Annotated in this window: 13 protein-coding genes and 1 pseudogene; 5 read left to right on the top strand and 9 right to left on the bottom strand. The window is 63.9% G+C overall.

Going from position 1 to position 14,943, the window contains the following annotated elements; all coding sequences use genetic code 11:
• Positions 1-410 precede the first annotated feature (410 nt).
• The 4 genes from BST13_RS12870 to BST13_RS12855 form a co-directional block, all read right to left on the bottom strand.
• Positions 411-716 (bottom strand): putative quinol monooxygenase, encoded by a 306-nt coding sequence (locus tag BST13_RS12870; RefSeq protein WP_083164370.1) that lies wholly within the window; start codon positions 714-716, stop codon positions 411-413.
• Positions 713-1,399 carry a type 1 glutamine amidotransferase domain-containing protein gene (locus BST13_RS12865; RefSeq protein ID WP_083164369.1) on the bottom strand — a complete coding sequence of 229 codons (687 nt, stop codon included), beginning with the start codon at positions 1,397-1,399 and terminating at the stop codon, positions 713-715. The genes BST13_RS12870 and BST13_RS12865 overlap by 4 nt, the downstream gene beginning before the upstream one ends.
• A gap of 51 nt (positions 1,400-1,450) precedes the next feature.
• The gene (locus BST13_RS12860; protein WP_083164367.1) at positions 1,451-2,521 is read right to left on the bottom strand and encodes an NAD(P)-dependent alcohol dehydrogenase; all 1,071 of its coding nucleotides are present in this window, start codon (positions 2,519-2,521) and stop codon (positions 1,451-1,453) included.
• 66 nt (positions 2,522-2,587) lie between these two features.
• Positions 2,588-3,115 carry a YbhB/YbcL family Raf kinase inhibitor-like protein gene (locus BST13_RS12855; protein ID WP_083164365.1) on the bottom strand — a complete coding sequence of 176 codons (528 nt, stop codon included), beginning with the start codon at positions 3,113-3,115 and terminating at the stop codon, positions 2,588-2,590.
• 125 nt (positions 3,116-3,240) lie between these two features.
• Here BST13_RS12855 and BST13_RS40405 point away from each other — a divergent pair.
• The 3 genes and pseudogenes from BST13_RS40405 to BST13_RS39465 form a co-directional block, all read left to right on the top strand.
• Positions 3,241-3,717: pseudogene (locus BST13_RS40405) on the top strand (cation:proton antiporter domain-containing protein); the annotation flags it as partial.
• Positions 3,665-4,336 (top strand): cation:proton antiporter domain-containing protein, encoded by a 672-nt coding sequence (locus BST13_RS39470; protein WP_211296082.1) that lies wholly within the window; start codon positions 3,665-3,667, stop codon positions 4,334-4,336. The pseudogene BST13_RS40405 and the gene BST13_RS39470, both read left to right, overlap by 53 nt.
• The gene (locus tag BST13_RS39465; RefSeq protein ID WP_211296084.1) at positions 4,285-4,722 is read left to right on the top strand and encodes a cation:proton antiporter family protein; all 438 of its coding nucleotides are present in this window, start codon (positions 4,285-4,287) and stop codon (positions 4,720-4,722) included. Before BST13_RS39470 ends, BST13_RS39465 begins: the two co-directional genes overlap by 52 nt.
• 145 nt (positions 4,723-4,867) lie before the next feature.
• Here the strand turns inward: BST13_RS39465 and BST13_RS12845 are convergent, their stop codons facing one another.
• Positions 4,868-5,902, bottom strand: coding sequence for an NAD-dependent epimerase/dehydratase family protein (locus tag BST13_RS12845; protein ID WP_083164363.1), 1,035 nt, complete (start codon positions 5,900-5,902; stop codon positions 4,868-4,870).
• 78 nt (positions 5,903-5,980) lie between these two features.
• Here BST13_RS12845 and BST13_RS12840 point away from each other — a divergent pair, with 78 nt between their 5' ends.
• On the top strand, positions 5,981-6,535 hold the full coding sequence (locus BST13_RS12840) for a TetR/AcrR family transcriptional regulator (RefSeq protein ID WP_095533528.1): 555 nt from the start codon (positions 5,981-5,983) through the stop codon (positions 6,533-6,535).
• A 270-nt stretch (positions 6,536-6,805) separates the two neighbouring features.
• On the opposite strand, the gene BST13_RS12835 is transcribed toward BST13_RS12840, so the two are convergent.
• Positions 6,806-7,417: a class I SAM-dependent methyltransferase gene (locus tag BST13_RS12835; protein ID WP_083164359.1), complete on the bottom strand. Its 612-nt coding sequence runs from the start codon at positions 7,415-7,417 to the stop codon at positions 6,806-6,808.
• A 62-nt stretch (positions 7,418-7,479) separates the two neighbouring features.
• Between BST13_RS12835 and BST13_RS12830 the strand changes: the two genes are divergently transcribed.
• Positions 7,480-8,133 (top strand): TetR/AcrR family transcriptional regulator, encoded by a 654-nt coding sequence (locus BST13_RS12830; RefSeq protein WP_083164357.1) that lies wholly within the window; start codon positions 7,480-7,482, stop codon positions 8,131-8,133.
• 57 nt (positions 8,134-8,190) lie between these two features.
• Here the strand turns inward: BST13_RS12830 and BST13_RS12825 are convergent, their stop codons facing one another.
• The 3 genes from BST13_RS12825 to BST13_RS12815 form a co-directional block, all read right to left on the bottom strand.
• Complete coding sequence (locus BST13_RS12825; RefSeq protein WP_095533524.1) at positions 8,191-9,327, bottom strand: DUF4185 domain-containing protein; 1,137 nt, start codon at positions 9,325-9,327, stop codon at positions 8,191-8,193.
• A gap of 383 nt (positions 9,328-9,710) precedes the next feature.
• On the bottom strand, positions 9,711-13,289 hold the full coding sequence (locus BST13_RS12820; RefSeq protein ID WP_083164354.1) for a choice-of-anchor D domain-containing protein: 3,579 nt from the start codon (positions 13,287-13,289) through the stop codon (positions 9,711-9,713).
• A 487-nt stretch (positions 13,290-13,776) separates the two neighbouring features.
• The gene (locus BST13_RS12815; protein WP_083164352.1) at positions 13,777-14,829 is read right to left on the bottom strand and encodes an IS110 family RNA-guided transposase; all 1,053 of its coding nucleotides are present in this window, start codon (positions 14,827-14,829) and stop codon (positions 13,777-13,779) included.
• Between the last annotated feature and the right edge of the window lie 114 nt (positions 14,830-14,943).

Genomic DNA, 14,943 nt, shown 5'->3' with positions numbered 1-14,943 from the left:
TCGCTTCCGAATCGGCGAAGTTCGGCCCGCCCGAAAGCACGCTCGGGATCAATGCTCGGTGGCCTCTTGTGTGCTGGGACAGACGTTTACCCGCGGGCGATCCGGCACAGCAGCCGGTTTCGGCGGTGTACGGTTCTGCGGCGTCGTCGCCGAGTGTCTTGCGGAGCTGATCAAGTCGTGGACATGCGGGTAGTGCTCGAGCGCCCATCGCAGCGTTTTGGCGGGGCGTTTGAGAAATAGTTCGAGGTCGACGCACGACGCTGTCGTGTGGCCGGTACACACGTTCAAATGACCGAGTGGAGCGATCAACCCGCGCGCTTGGCCCGGGGCTGTTCTCGATCCACTGCCACTCTAACGAGAAGTAGCCATACCCATCGCACAGCGGACGTACTCAGCACGTTCGAGCTCGTCTACAGCGCTGGCGCGAGGCCAGTCGTGATGTCGACCTGCCGGCTGGTCAGGAGTGGTCGGACTCTTCCTGCGACCAGTTCCTGATAGTGGGGCGAGTTCAGGTGTGCCTCGAGTGCGGCTTGATCGGCGTATCGCTCGATCAACACGATAGTGGTCGGCTGATCTCGGCTCTGCAGGGCTTCGTAGCCAAGGCAGCCCGGCTCGGCCAACGACAGCGGTGACACCTCTGCCACGAGCGCCAGCACCGTCGCAAGTGCCTCGGGGGACGTTTCCCAACGTGCAACCACCACAACGGGTTTCGTCATCGCTCTGCCACTCCGTGACGAATGGCGTCGGCCAGGGCCTCACCGACGACCGTCCCCGACTGCGGATTCTGGCCGGTGATCAGGCGGCCGTCCACGACGACTTTCGGCTGCCACGGGTCGGTGGCCTCGTAGAGGGCACCCTCCTCGCGCAGTGCCTTTTCGAGATCGAACGGGACGTCGTCAGCGGCGTAACCCTCCTCTTCGGCGGCGGAGAACGACGTGAGTTTGCGGCCACGCACCAGCGGCGCCCCGTCGTCGAGTGTGACACCGAGGAACGCTGAGGGACCGTGGCATACGGCGCCGACGATCATGCCCGCGTTCCACGCGTTGATGACCACCGACTGCACTTCGGGGTTCCCGGTGATGTCCACCATCGGGCCCAGCCCGCCGGGAAAGAAGACAGCGTCGTAATCCAACACATCGACCTCGGAGAGCTTGCGGGTGCGGGCGAGGCGGCGGTACGCCTTGCTACCACGGAAGGCGACTTGCGCGGGATCGTCGGCGTCGAAACCATCTTCTGGCGGCTTTCCACCCAGGGGCGTGGCGAATTCGACGGCGATTCCAGCATCATCGAGTGCGTCGAACGGATGCGATACCTCGGGGAAGAAGAAGCCAGTGGGCCGATTGTGCGGGCCGATCACGGCGGCATTCGTGATGACGAAGAGGACATATGGGACGCTCACGGGATTTCCAATCTGTCGGACTGACTTGAGAACTTCTGTGCCACTTGGTGGTCAGTCGAACAACACGACCGAGCGGCCCACGACGTCGCCGCGACCCAACGCCTGTAGAGCGTCGTTGATGTCGTCGAGCTTCACGGTCGTGATGTGGTGCTTGATGAGACCGTCGCTCGCCAGCGCCAGCACTTCCTGGAGATCGTTGTGGTTCGCCCAGAACGAACCGAAGTAAGACTTTTCGCCGCTGACGAATGGGAACACCGGAAGTTCGACCTTCTGTCCCATCAGGCCCACCTGCGACAGCGCGCCTTCGGTCGCGAGAATCGCGGCCGCCAGCCCGAGCGAGTCCTCGGACCCGGCGCAGTCGAGAACCGCATCCACCGTCGGCCGGCCCGTCTTGTCCGCGAGTTCGTTTTGCACATCGGCGACGGGTTTGTCGCGAACGTTGACAGTGTGGTGAGCACCGTATTCTTCTGCAAGACGGAGCTTTTCGTCGCTACGGGCGAACGCAACGACAGTGGCACCGGCGCCGAGGAGCTGGGCGTACTGAACCGCGTACCCGCCGAGGCCACCGATTCCGTTGATGACGACCGTTCGTCCCGCACCCAGTTTCCCGGCATCCCGCAACTTCTTCATCCCGCGGTACGGCGTGACGCCGGCATCGGTCAGCGGCGCCAGATACTCGGGCCGCTGATTGGGTTGACCGCTGACGTTGATCACGTGATCGTAGGGGACAAGCATGTATTCGGCGAAGCCGCCGTTGGGGCCGAAGCCGACGAGTTGTCCATTGCTGCAGAGTTGTTCATTGCCCTCGTGACATTGCCGGCACGTGCCGTCGCCCCAGTTCGGATCGACGACCACGAGATCGCCCTGTGCGATGGCCGTGGCTTTGGGCACGTCGGGTCCGATGTCGGCGATTCTTCCTGCCACTTCGTGGCCCGGAATGAACGGGAATGGGATCGGCAGACCGGCCTGGAAGTAGCCGTCCAACAGTTGGTAATCACTTCGGCACATGCCTGTGGCGGCGACCTTGAGGAGGACCTGGGAGCGGCCGACGTCAGGTACCGGCACGTCTTCGATTTCCAGCGGTTGGTTATATCCGTGCATGCGCGCGGCGCGCATCTTCATGACTGGCTCCTCGGGGTGTTGTCGTGGTGGGTGGGACAGTGATCGTGTTGTGAACCGCTAATTCCGCTAGTTCCGCTCGAAGATTCCGTGAATCACCGCCCCCGCGATGGCGGACCCGTAGAGCTGAAATCCGAGATAGGCCGGCGTGGAATCTGGTGATATGTCCGGCATCTCGTTGCCGAACGCGTGGACTGCGACGTAGTACCGGTGCGGGCCGTGACCCGGAGGTGGGGCTGCGCCGACGTAGCGCGCATACCCCGCGTCGTTCCGCAGGGTGATGGCTGTGGCCGGCAGGCTCCCTTTACTGCCATCGCCGGCGCCGGCGGGGAGGTCGGTGACGGTGGCGGGAATGTTCGCTACCGCCCAGTGCCAGAATCCAGACGCGGTCGGAGCGTCTGGGTCGAAGACGCTGACGGTGAAGCCCCGTGTGACGTCGGGAATGCCGGACCAACTCAGTTGTGGCGAGATGTCCTGCCCGCCTGCGCCCAAGATGCCGCCAACCTGTTCGTTGGGCAGAGTCTCTCCGTCAATGATGGATTCCGAGGTCAGCGTGAATCCGGGCAGCTGCGGCAATGCGTCGTAGGGAGAGATCATTCGTCGTCTCCTTCATGGAGTCCTCTACCGTCTGAGCCGAGATTGACATCACCGGCGGGTGAGGGTCCATCGCATGGTGCGTGATATTTAGGGCTTCTGAGGGTGGCCGGTTCCTCGCGTGCACGATGCTGCATGACGTGAACCATGTTGAGGTGCTGGTCACCGGACTGCTGCTGGCCGTCGCGGCATTGGGGGCGCTGGCATGCCGGCTCTCGGTGCCGTATCCCATCATGCTGGTGATCGGCGGCGCGGCCTTCGGATTCATCCCCGGGCTGCCGCAGATCCAGCTCGAACCCGACCTCGTCCTCGCGCTGTTCCTGCCGCCGCTGCTGTACAAGTCGTCGATCTACGCCAACTTCGGCGACTTCCGGTCCAACTTTCGTGATCTGACATTGAGCGCCGTGGTGCTGGTCCTCGTCACGATGGCCGGCGTCGCGTGGGCCGCGCACGCGCTGATTCCCGGAATGGCTTGGTCGACGGCGTTCGTGTTGGGCGCCATCGTGTCTCCCACCGACCCAGTCGCCGCAGCGACGATCATGCAGCGTCTTGATGCACCGCGACGGCTGGTCAGCAGCATCGAGGGCGAGGGGCTGTTCAACGATGCCACCGCACTGGTCGCCTATCGCGTCGCGGTCGCGGCCACCGTCGCCGGTGCGTTCTCGCTCGTGGAAGGCCGGCCTGCGATTCGTCTTCGGCGTGATCACCGGCGTGGCCATCGGCCTCGCGGTCGGATTCATGTCTGCATGGGTGCGCCGCCATATCAGCGACCCACAGATCAGTGTCACGATCTCGCTGCTCACCGGGAACGCGGCATTCCTACCGGCGCAAGCTGTCGGCGCCTCGGCGGTGCTGGCCACGGTGGCGGCGGGTATCGTCATGGCGGTCCGCAGTCCCGAGGTGCTCGACGCCCGGCCGCGCCTGCAGGGCTACTTCGTGTGGGACATCGTCGATTTCCTCATCAACGCAACGTTGTTCGTGCTGACGGGACTTCAGCTACGCGCGATCATCGGGGGCCTCGGCGAATACTCGCCTGGCGCGTTGGCTGCGTACGCCTTGACCGTGACTGCCGCCGTGGTGTTCATCCGGCTGGCGTGGTTCTTCGGCGTGCCCTCGATGACCGTTCTCGTCGACCGATGGTCGCGGCGCCCGCCGCAGCAGATGAGCGCATCGTGTTCCTCACGTTCGCCGTCATCTTCTTCACCCTCGTCGTGCAGGGGTTGACGTTGCCGACACTCGTGCGGCGGCTCGTCGCGGCAGACAGCGATCCGGATACCGACGAGGAGTTCAGGGCCCGGCTGGTGACCGCGAAGGCAGCGTTGGCCCAGATCGACGCACTGTCGGCGCAGGACCTCCTTCGCACCGATACCGCCCAACGGATGCGGAGCATGTACGACTACCGCACTCATCGGTTCGCCGCCCGGCTCGGCAAGATCGAGGACGCCGGATATGAGGACCGGTCGCAGGCCTATCAGGACAGCGTGCGACTCATCCTGCAGGCCGAGCGGGACGCGCTGATCGCGATGCGCCGCGACGGTCGGGTGTCGAACCAGGTGCTCAACCGCATACTCCTGGACCTCGATCTCGAGGAGTCGCGACTGGAAGCCTGACGCTACCGCGGCGCATGGTCGGCTTACGTGCCTGCTCGCCGGTGTGGCCCCACTGAACCACCGCCACTGCCAAAGCTGGCCGGGAACTGCCGCCAATATGGGCGCAGGAGAGCCGTACTCAGTCGGTGCCGTGACGGTCGAGGCGTCACACGAGACTGCGCTCAAGCAGCGACACCGCCGCATCCCGTACTGCCGTGGCCGCCGAGCGGGCTTTCCAACCGAGCAGCCGCTCGGCCTTTTCCGACGTCGCTGACTGCTCCACGCCCAGTCGAGGGGCGATCTCCTTGAGATCACCGTTGAACCTGGCGCCGAACCGGACAACGAAATCCGGTAGACCCCGCTGCGGCACCCGCGCCCCCTTCGCCCCGAGGCTGTCACGAAGGATCGCGGCGAAGTCCTTGAGCCACAAGAACTCTCCGGATCCGATGAACCGCTCGAACGCGGCGCTGGGCGAGGTCATCGCGCGGATATGCAGATCGGCGATGTCGCGAACGTCGACAACATCCCACCCGACCCGCGGGATCGCAGGCAGCTTACCGCTCAACAGCGTCGCGATAACACTCACCGACCCGGAGTAATCGCTGCCCAACACCGGCCCCTGCATGAAAGCCGGCAATACAGTGGTGGCTTCCATTGCGGTGCCGTGCGCCCGCACAAATTCCCAGACCTCTTGTTCGGCCAATGTTTTGGCCCGCCGGTACTCGTACTCAGGAGAATCCGAAGCGATTGTCCACAGTGACTCGGTGGCCACAGCCCCCGGTGTTTCAGGCAGCGCCGCTTCGACAGATGAGGTGACGACGACGCGTTGTACGCCGGCTGCGTGCGCGGCTACCAGCACCCGGCGGGTGCCCGACAAGGCCGGTCCGATGAGGTCGGTGCCGCGGTATTCCCCGATCGGCATTGGAGATGCCAGGTGCAGGACGTAATCGGCGCCCTCGGCGGCCTCGGCCCAGCCGCGGTCAGCCACCGGGTCGGCTTCGAAGAACGTCAATCGGTCCGTCGAGCCTGTTTGGCCCGCCACCATCTCGCGTACCTCGGCCTCACGTGTAGAGCGCCGGATGGTGGCGCGGACCCGGTAAGCCCGCCGCAGTAACTCAACAATCGTCCAACTGGCCAGGTAACCGGATCCTCCGGTCACGAGCACCGTGCGATGTGCGCCCTCAGCTTCGTCGGCAACCATGACGCCCTCCTAAATCAGATTAATTATCCGTTTAAATGTAACCCGAAACGGATGAATCATCCATATACACTGTCGGTCGTGGCCGAACCGCCTCGGCGCAAAGACGCCGTATTCAACCGGGAGCACATCATTGGTGTCGCCCGCGAACTGGTCGATGACGGCGTGCCGTTGCAGCTCAACGACGTCGCCAGACGGGCCGGTGTTGGAGTGGCAACTGTGTATCGACACTTCCCGACCACCACAGCTCTGCTGGAGGCCGTTGCCGCGCCGTGCCTGGAGGCACTTATCGGATACGGGGAGCAGGCACTCATAGCTGCCGATCCGGGGCACGCCTTTGGTGAATTCCTAAGTCACGTCGTTGAGGCTCAGGTCACCGATGCCTCCCTCCCGCCCGTCAACGCGGCCCACGCCGACGAATTGCCGTACACCACCGAACTGAAAGCCCGGCTGCGCACAGTCGGCAGCGCGTTACTCGACCGTGCCCGCGAAGCCGGCGCCGTCCGTGCCGACCTCACCGACGACGACCTGATCCCGCTGATGTGCGGAATCGCCTATGCAGCCGTAGCACACCCGGGCCCGCCGGCTGCCCGGCGCTACGTCGAGATGCTGCTCACCGGACTGCGCACTCGATAGCCATATCAACAGCTGAAATTGACTTAGTGGCAACGGGTTTGATCTGTTTGTGCCTCATCGGCCATCCACGACCGTGCACCCGCGGCGGAGGGCTAGTGCTACTGACCGGTCATGTCGGCATAGTCGGAGGTGAAATGCCGCAGATGACAAGTCAGGATATCGATCAAGGCGGCAGCCGGGCACCGATCCGCCTGGCGTGCCCAGCCCCCGAGTACAGCATCTTGAGACAACCGCGGGTATCACCAATTTGGCGGATCCGTCATCACTCCACTAAGAGGCATACCGGAGCCGGTACCAATTGGGCGCTGCCTTGCGTAGCGGTTTCGGCATTCCCTGGGTCGACGCCGGCTCGATGTCGGTGACCACCCAACCGGCGAAAACATCTTCGAGCTCACGCCGATTGGAGCCACGAGGAAGGGGCCGCGGTAAGGCGGCAAGCGAAAAGGCCAACATCAACAGGGTGGCGCCAGATGCCGCCAACGACGTGACGCCCTGCGCCATGCGCAGTCGCTGAGCGGGGTCGAGGCCGTGATAGCACCCGACATCAAGGAAGAAATCGTATCCAGCGCCGAGCTGGTCAGGTCCGAGGCGCGTGACATCGGCCTTGACGATCGGCACTGACAGGCCCAGCTCCTCGATGCGGCGCCGCGCCCGCGTAATAGCCTGCGGGATGAGTTCGACGCCGGTGACCGCCCAGCCTCTGATTGCCAGTTCGGCGGCGTATCTTCCTGAGCCACAGCCTAAATCGAGTGCCTTGCCCGGCCCTCCGTGCTCGGCCTCCTCTCGGTCGAACAACTCGGCCAGCTTGCCGGTCTCGGCTTCGCCAGCACGCTCCCACGGAGTGAAGCCCGTCGCGTATGCCAGTCGGTAGAACGTGCTCATCGCATCCTCCACACATTCGTTCTAGTCTGACTAGACTTAATATGGAGCTATGATTACCGGCCGTGACCGAACCTGTCAATACGCGCCGCTACGACTCGTCCAAACGTCGAGCCGTTGCCGTCGAGCGCCGTCGGCGGATCGTGGACACGGCAGCACAACTGTTCCTGGCCAACGGCTACGCTCGCACCACGACAGCCGAAATTGCCCAGTCTTCAGATGTCTCTAATGACCTCATCTTCCGACTCTTCGGCAGTAAGCGCGGGATCTTGAAGGAGGTCATGGACTACGTCATCGGCGGCGACGCCGAAGACATCGCAGTTCTCGATCGCCCGGAACCCGAAGCGGTTCGTCAATGCAGTGATCAACGAGAACAGTTGCAGCTGTTCAGCATTGGCATCACCAAGCAGTTGGCACGGGTGGCGCCCTATAGCGCACTTGTCCAGGCAGCCGCAGCCGTCGAACCTGAAATCGAAGGGCTGTGGGCGGACTTGAATCTGCGTCAACGCCGGACCTCCATGACAACGGTGGCCGAATGGCTGGCCGACAACGGCCCGTTGAAAGACTCGAAGACAGTTGAAGACGCCGCTGCGATTCTGTGGACATTGACCAGCAGCGACGTCTACCTCATGCTGACCAACGACTGGCACTGGACTACCGCGCAGTATCAGCAGTGGCTACTCCAGATGCTGCTTGCCGCTCTAGTGCCCGAACGATAGCGAGCAGCTGGCGGTCGACCACGCGGTCAACCATCGACGCGCACATGGCGACAGTGGTCAGCGATTGAGGTTGGCGACGAATTGCAACACCCGATAAGGGTTACCGGTGGCGGTGTGCCATTGGCTGACCAATATGACCGTCTGGTCGAGCGTGGAGCCGGGAACGATGTAACCACCGTAGTTTTGCGGCACGCTGTCCTGGGTCGCGATCGTCGTCATCGGGGTCCACGGCGCCGCCACCTGCGTCACGTCGTCCGCTACCCGGGCCTCGACGCAGAGGGTTGTTGCGTTGAATCCCGTCAACACCGCCTTGCCCTCGATCAGGCGCAGACTCACTTCACCGAACAGGTCACTGTTGAGCGGAGTCGGGGCCTGATCCCAGCCCCAATCCGGTCCGTCGCCGATCATGCCCCACGCGTGCCAGGTGTTGCGGTCGGTGAACGCGGTTGCCGGACAGCGATACAGCCAGAGTTGGTGATCGCGGGCGAACCCGTCGGCGATGATGTAGACCCAGTCGCCGTCCTGGTAGCCGCTGATCTGGGTTTGGTTGCCGCCCTGCCAATCTGCGGCCCGCCAGGAGCCAGGTACGCTGGCCCAGCACCCCTGCGTGGCGTTGATGCGCACAAGGCGCGTATCGGAGGGAATGAGGTTCGCCGTCCGGGTCACCAGCGCGTAGTCGATCCCGTACACCTGCACGGTGCCGGCCGGCAGCTGGCTGCCGCCGTCGACATGCGGCCAGGTTTCGGCGTACAGGGTGTTGCTCTTGCCGAACGCGAAGTCGAATTGGATGTTGGCGCTGTTGAGGCTGCCGGGCCGCACATGCAGGCCCATCGATCGACTCCACTCCCCGATACCCACGCCCTGACCGGCGAACGTGTCACCGGCAAGGGCGACCTGACCGCTCGGTGCGATCTCGCAAAGGTCGGTACCGCCCGCGCCGATCACGCCGGTCGGCGTGCCGGTCCCGGCGATCGGCCCGAGATTGATGACTTCGCCGGGAGCTGGCTGCGGCAAGTCGGAAACCATCGCCTCGGCAGCCGCGGCGACCATCTGCTTGAATCGTGGCGGCAGAACCCCGGACTTCGGCGCCGGCACAGCGGGTTTCACTGGTTTCGGTCGCGCCGTCTTCACTGTTTTCTTCGCGGGGCTGCGTCCACCTCGCGCGCCGGCCTTCTCGGTCTGCTTGGCCGCCATGGTGCCCCCTTACCGCGTGTCGGCGGATCCTGCACCGCCGCCTATGACAGATGTTGCCACCGGTCCAGCGCGACACCATGCGTAGTGCTGTACTCCACCACGGACGTAGGGCGTTGTACCGGTTCGGTTTTGGTGCGTGCGCTTTCGGAATGCCCGGCTACCTTTGGACCGAGAACGAAGCCGTTGCGTTGCGCCGTTGCGCCACAGCGGTTTTGGAAGAATTCGCGAATCGGGTCGCACGATCTGGTCACCTCCCCAGCAGCGTGCCACCGGGCCCTCAGCGCCACCTTTTCGCCTGCGCCCAAGGGATTTCCGTTGAGTTTGTCCGCAGTTGGCGGTCCGCCACGGCCGAAACGCGCTCCGTTGCCGCCGGCGTGGACCCGCTATGTCAGCGCCGTCAGATCGTTGTCGACCCACCCCGGACCGGCGGTGAAGAAGAGCTCATGGACGTGATGGCCGGCGCCGATGAAGAACACATGCTTGCTGTCGTTGCCCAGCGGGTAGCCGGTCAGGCCGGTGGCGGGGATGGGTGGCACCGCGCTGGCGAGGGTGGTCACGTCGTGGTCCGCCCAACTCCCGCCGGAGCCGATGTCGAGCTCGTGCACGTGACTGTCGGCGCCGATGAAGAACACATGCTGACTGCCATTGCCGAGCGGGAACCCGGTCAGGGCGGTGCCCGGCGTAGCTATCACGGCGCCAGCCATCGCGGTCAGGTCATTGTCCGCCCAGCTCGCGCCGGCACCGGAGCCGATGAAGAGCTCGTGCACATGATTGTCGGTCCCGATGAAGAACACATGCTGACTGTCGTCACCGAGCCGATAGCTGGTCAGCGCCGTGGCCGGATTGGGTGACATCGCGCCGGCCAGAGCGGTCAGGTCATTGTCCGCCCAGCTCGCGCCGGCACCGGAGCCGATGAAGAGCTCGTGCACATGGCCGTCGGTGCCGATGAAGAACACATGCTGACTGTCGTCACCGAGCCGGTGGCTGGTCAGCGTCGTGGTCAGACGGGGTGTCGCTCCGCCGGAGAGAGCGGTCAGGTCGTTGTCCGCCCATCGCCCACTGGAGCCGATGAAGAGCTCGTGCACATGGCCGTCGGTGCCGATGAAGAACACGTGCTTGCTGTCGTCACCAAGTGCGTGGCCGGTCAGTTCGCTGGTGGCGACAGGCGCCACGGCGCGCGCCAGTGCCGTTACGTCGTTGTAGACCCAGCCTTCGGCGGCGGTGAAGTAATACTCATAGACGTCACCGTCGGTGCCGATGAAGAACACGTGCTTGCTGTCGTCGCTGAGCCGGAAGCCAGCCAGGGCTGTGGTCGGGATAGGAGGCACCGCGCTGGCCAAGGTGGTCACATCGTGGTCCGCCCACACGGAGCCAGCCGCGATATCTAGCTCGTGCAGGAACTTGTCGGTGCCGGTGAAGAAGACATGTTGACTGTCATTGCTGAGCCGGAAGCCTTCGAGAGCGGTGCCCGCCACCGGCAGGGGCGGCCAGCCGGTACCGCTGACACCGACGACGGCCGGGCTGCTCGGATCATTGCTGAAGATCGTCAGTGTCGCAGCCGCGGCTCCTCGGTGTGTCGGCTGAAAGCGGATCGGGACCTCGACGGAGCCACCGCCCTCGACCGTCAGCGGCAAGCCGGCTATCTGCGGTGGAACAAAGGTCGGCGCGGACGAGACAATGCCGGTGATGGTCAGCTGGCATGGCCCTTGGTTGTTGATGACGAGGTCCCGGTCGGTGAACTTGCCTAGGCGAACCTCACCGAAATCTCCAGCATCAGGGACAATCAGCGTCGACCTCGGCGCCGGCGCTGTGCCCGACACGACCACGGTTTTGGGCCCGGTCGGGTCATTGCTCAGAACCGAGATCGTCGACGACTTCGACCCGAAGGTTGTTGGCTGGAAGCGAATCGGCAACTCGATGGAATCGCCGGCGGCAACGACGAGAGGATAAGAAAAAACCCCGGGGGGAACGAAGTCTGGCGACGACGAGCTGATTGCCAGGATCTGCAAATCGCACGGCCCGCGATTGTTCAGTACGAGGCCGCGGTCGACGAATGAGCCCAGGCACACTTTCCCGAATTGCCCGGTATCCGGGAAAGCGAGCTCAAGGGCAGGCGCGCCACCGATACCGGTGGCGTGCACATCGAGATTCGGCGTAACGGGGTCGTTGCTGGTGATCCGGATCGTCGCCGTCTCAACAGCCGACGTTGTCGGCGTGAACTCGATGGTGAAGTCGACCTCGTCGCCCGACTCGATCGTCAACGGCGTCGCGGGATTCGGCAAGACGGTGAAATCACCAGACCCAGCGATGTTCGATACCGTATCGACGATCAGGTCGGCGTTGCCAACGTTGAATACCGTCAGCGTCCGATAGGCCCGGGCGCCGGCGCATACCGTGGCGAAGTCGAGATCGTCCTCAAGAGCAACCGCGATCTGTGGCAGTTGCGCTGCAACGGTGACGGTGACCGGATCGGACGGAATGCCGTTGGCGATCACGCGCAACTCATAGTCACCGGTGGGCAACGACGCCGGAATGTCAATCAGCGTGCTGTGGACGGCGGGGCCGGTGGCTATTCCGAGCGTCGAGAAGTCGAAGCTGCGTACGTAGTGGACGGAGGCGCCCATGGTCAGCTGAACGATCGGGAAGTTGGTGGCCATCTGGGCGTCATCACCGTACGCACACGCTTGGGAGAGGCCGTTGAGCTGCGTCCCATGCAGCTTGTAATGGTGCCCGACCGCCATCGACGACGGAAAGGACGTGATCGTCGGCCGCCAGCTGGGGTCGGGCGCGACCAGCGCCGCATCGGGAGTCAGCAAGCTCAGCTTCCCCGCCTCTTCGGAGCTGAACAGGACCTGTCCCGTCGGCAGCAACAAAAACCGTGTCTGCCACGTGTCGGTGGTGTTGTTGGCGGGCTGCTTGTCCAGCGCTACCGGCGTCGCGTTGGTCGCGGGGTCGTAGACATACACGATCGAGGGGTTCGACCAGAATTGGGTCGCGTTCTTCTCAGCCACCGTGTTCCCGGCCACCAGCAGAACCTTGCCGCCCGGCAGCAGAACGCACGGCGCGTCGATCGCCGTCTGAATGTTGCCGTTGGGGCTGTTGAAGTTGTTGCCGCTGGTGTCGGGCGGGAGGTCCGGTCCGGCGGTCCACGACCCTGGTTGGGTTGGACTGCCCGGAGGTACGTACAGCGCGGTGTGCCCCGTCGCACCGATCGCGAACAGGTGCCCGTTGGGCAACACGACCGCGGGACCGATCTCGCTGATGTTGACGCTGACCGGCGGGGTGGCGTTGTTCTGGAGACTCATGAGCGCTAGCTGCTGCGTCAGTGTGGCCGGAGACGAGTCCGCCGGAATCCACGTGTCACTGCCGGGATCGTATTTCTGGGTCTTCGGTGGGGACGAGATGTCGACCGTCAGCACGGTGCCGTCCGGCAACAGCGTCCACGTCTCCTCGTCGCTGCCTTCGTCTTTATTCGTCGCAGCGGTGCCGAACGCGGTTCCCGCTACCGTCCACGTGTCGAGCACGGGATCCCAGATCGCCGATACGTTGCTGCTGAGCCCGCCGCACAGAACGCGCCCGTCGGCCAGGATGCAGGCGGACACGTCCCCGTTGATCGCATCGAAGCCGGGGCTCGGCTTGTTCATGGACGACCACGTGTTGGTCAACGGATCGAAGATCTCGGCCAGCGGGGTGTCGTTGCCAGCGTCGGAGTATTCCCCGCCGATCGCGAACACGCGGCCGTCCCTGAGCACCCCGGAGGCGAAAAATTGCCTGGTGTTGGCCATCGTGAAGGGGCCGGCCCACGCGCCGGTGTCGTACTGACCCGCGCCGTCGGGCGTCAGCCGCCACCACTCGGCACCACTGGTGTTGTGAACAAGCACCGATCCGTCGGACAGCAGCAGCATCGTGTCAGGGGTCAACCCCGCCGGCACCCCACTGATGAGCTTCCACTTGTTCGCCATGGCGAATTCCTTATCTGTGTTGGGGTCCCCCGTAAAGGTGGATCCGTTGCTTATTTCCAATTGTTTGGCCTGTTCCCGGGGACATCGCCGGATTCGGTGGACCGCTTATCTGTGTTGGGGTCGAGGTGGAGCGCCCGCAGCGCAGCGAGGACGAACGACCTCGAGGCCGACAAGGATCCGCCGTAAAGTTGGCCGGCCCGGGAAACGCCAGTGCGACAGTTGGTTCAAGTCATGGACGCCTCCGATAAGAGAACGTTTGGTGTACGAGATACGTTGAGGCGTGCCGGCGCCCAGCCTTATCTGGGTCCACGGACGAGGTCCGGCGACATGATGATGGATGGGATGCCCGACATAGGGGCTGCCAAAAATGGTGCGGCCGCTCAATCTTTCCGGGAAAGCCACCCAACAACGTGGTGGCGACAGGAATTTCGCGGGAGCTGGCCGCAGGCATCAGCTGAAGTATGGGCAGGGCACGCGTACAACGCATTTAAGCGGCCACCTCCGTATCGTCGAGCGTCGGCGGCGCCAGGGCGGCATCGCCGAGTTCACGCAGCATGTGATAGCAGCGACGCAGGATTTTGCGCTCCACTGCCAGGGTCGGGTTCTTGCCGTTGTGGCCGTCACGTTTGACCGCCAACTTGTGGTAGTAGGCGTTATCCGGAGACCCGCGCCGGGACGCACATTTAGCCGCCTCAAAGGCAGCCCACCGCAGCTCGGGTGCGCCTTGCCGAGACAGCCGCCCTGGGCTGCGTTTGGCATCCGACGAGTAGACGGTGACATCCAGGCCGGCGTAGCGCACCAGTTGATCGGAACTGCTGAACCGACGAGCATCGCCGATTTCGGCCCACATGATAACCGCGCACAGCCAACCGACCCCGTACTGGCCCCGCAGCACCTGACAGCCCGGTTGCGCCATGGCAAACCTCACCAATTGGGTTCGCAGCGGATCGATCTCGGCACTGAGTTGATCGATGCGTCCCAGCGCGGTGTCCACGTATTGGCGTCCCACCGGCGACAGTTGCGCCTGTGCCAATGCCTCGCGACCTGCCACCGACAACAATGCCTTGACCGGCGGGCAGCCCTGTTGAAACAACTGCGCGTGGATGCGCTGTTGCCAGGCGCGCCGCTCATCCATCAACGTGCAGTACAACCGGCCCAGGGTACGGATCTCCAGGACATGCACGGGCGGGATCCAGGACTCGGGAAATCGCCCCTCCAACAACAACGTACGCAACAGCCGGGCATCCGCGTGATCGGTCTTGGCGCGCTTCTTCGGTCCCCGCAATGCCGCGACCTCGGCCGGATCCCCCAGATGCACCCACACCCCCGCAGCCGCCAATTCCTCGGTCACATACCGCCAGCCGGTACACCCCTCCAACGCGAAATCCGCATCCCCATCCGGGCAATGCCCGGCTAGCCAAGCCCGCAACGTCCTGCGCGTGGCCGGCCGGATCTGACCGGACCGCACCAACCCGTCACTGTCCACATAATCGAACGTGATCTGCTGCCGATGCACATCAAAACCGCCTACCATCGTCATCAGCGGGACCTCCTTGCGCTCCTGAAAGAACTCTCTCCGACGCTCCTATCAACGAGCGTCCGAGCCAAGGGGGTCCCCATCACATGTCATCTTTCTCATTCCTGGTCTGTGGTT

Origin of the sequence: Mycobacterium aquaticum, assembly GCF_002086485.1 — a bacterium.
Lineage (GTDB): Bacteria > Actinomycetota > Actinomycetes > Mycobacteriales > Mycobacteriaceae > Mycobacterium > Mycobacterium aquaticum.
Note: the sequence above shows the minus strand (reverse complement) of the source record. Positions and strands in the feature narration are given on the sequence as shown.

What these genes read in the sequence shown, in the direction of transcription:
- BST13_RS12820 (WP_083164354.1), bottom strand. Translation starts at nt 13,289, where the DNA reads ATGGCGAACAAGTGGAAGCTCATCAGTGGGGTGCCGGCGGGGTTGACC.
- BST13_RS12845 (WP_083164363.1), bottom strand. Translation starts at nt 5,902, where the DNA reads ATGGTTGCCGACGAAGCTGAGGGCGCACATCGCACGGTGCTCGTGACC.
- BST13_RS12870 (WP_083164370.1), bottom strand. Translation starts at nt 716, where the DNA reads ATGACGAAACCCGTTGTGGTGGTTGCACGTTGGGAAACGTCCCCCGAG.
- BST13_RS12815 (WP_083164352.1), bottom strand. Translation starts at nt 14,829, where the DNA reads ATGACGATGGTAGGCGGTTTTGATGTGCATCGGCAGCAGATCACGTTC.
- BST13_RS12825 (WP_095533524.1), bottom strand. Translation starts at nt 9,327, where the DNA reads ATGGCGGCCAAGCAGACCGAGAAGGCCGGCGCGCGAGGTGGACGCAGC.
- BST13_RS12860 (WP_083164367.1), bottom strand. Translation starts at nt 2,521, where the DNA reads ATGAAGATGCGCGCCGCGCGCATGCACGGATATAACCAACCGCTGGAA.
- BST13_RS39470 (WP_211296082.1), top strand. Translation starts at nt 3,665, where the DNA reads ATGCACCGCGACGGCTGGTCAGCAGCATCGAGGGCGAGGGGCTGTTCA.
- BST13_RS12855 (WP_083164365.1), bottom strand. Translation starts at nt 3,115, where the DNA reads ATGATCTCTCCCTACGACGCATTGCCGCAGCTGCCCGGATTCACGCTG.
- BST13_RS12835 (WP_083164359.1), bottom strand. Translation starts at nt 7,417, where the DNA reads ATGAGCACGTTCTACCGACTGGCATACGCGACGGGCTTCACTCCGTGG.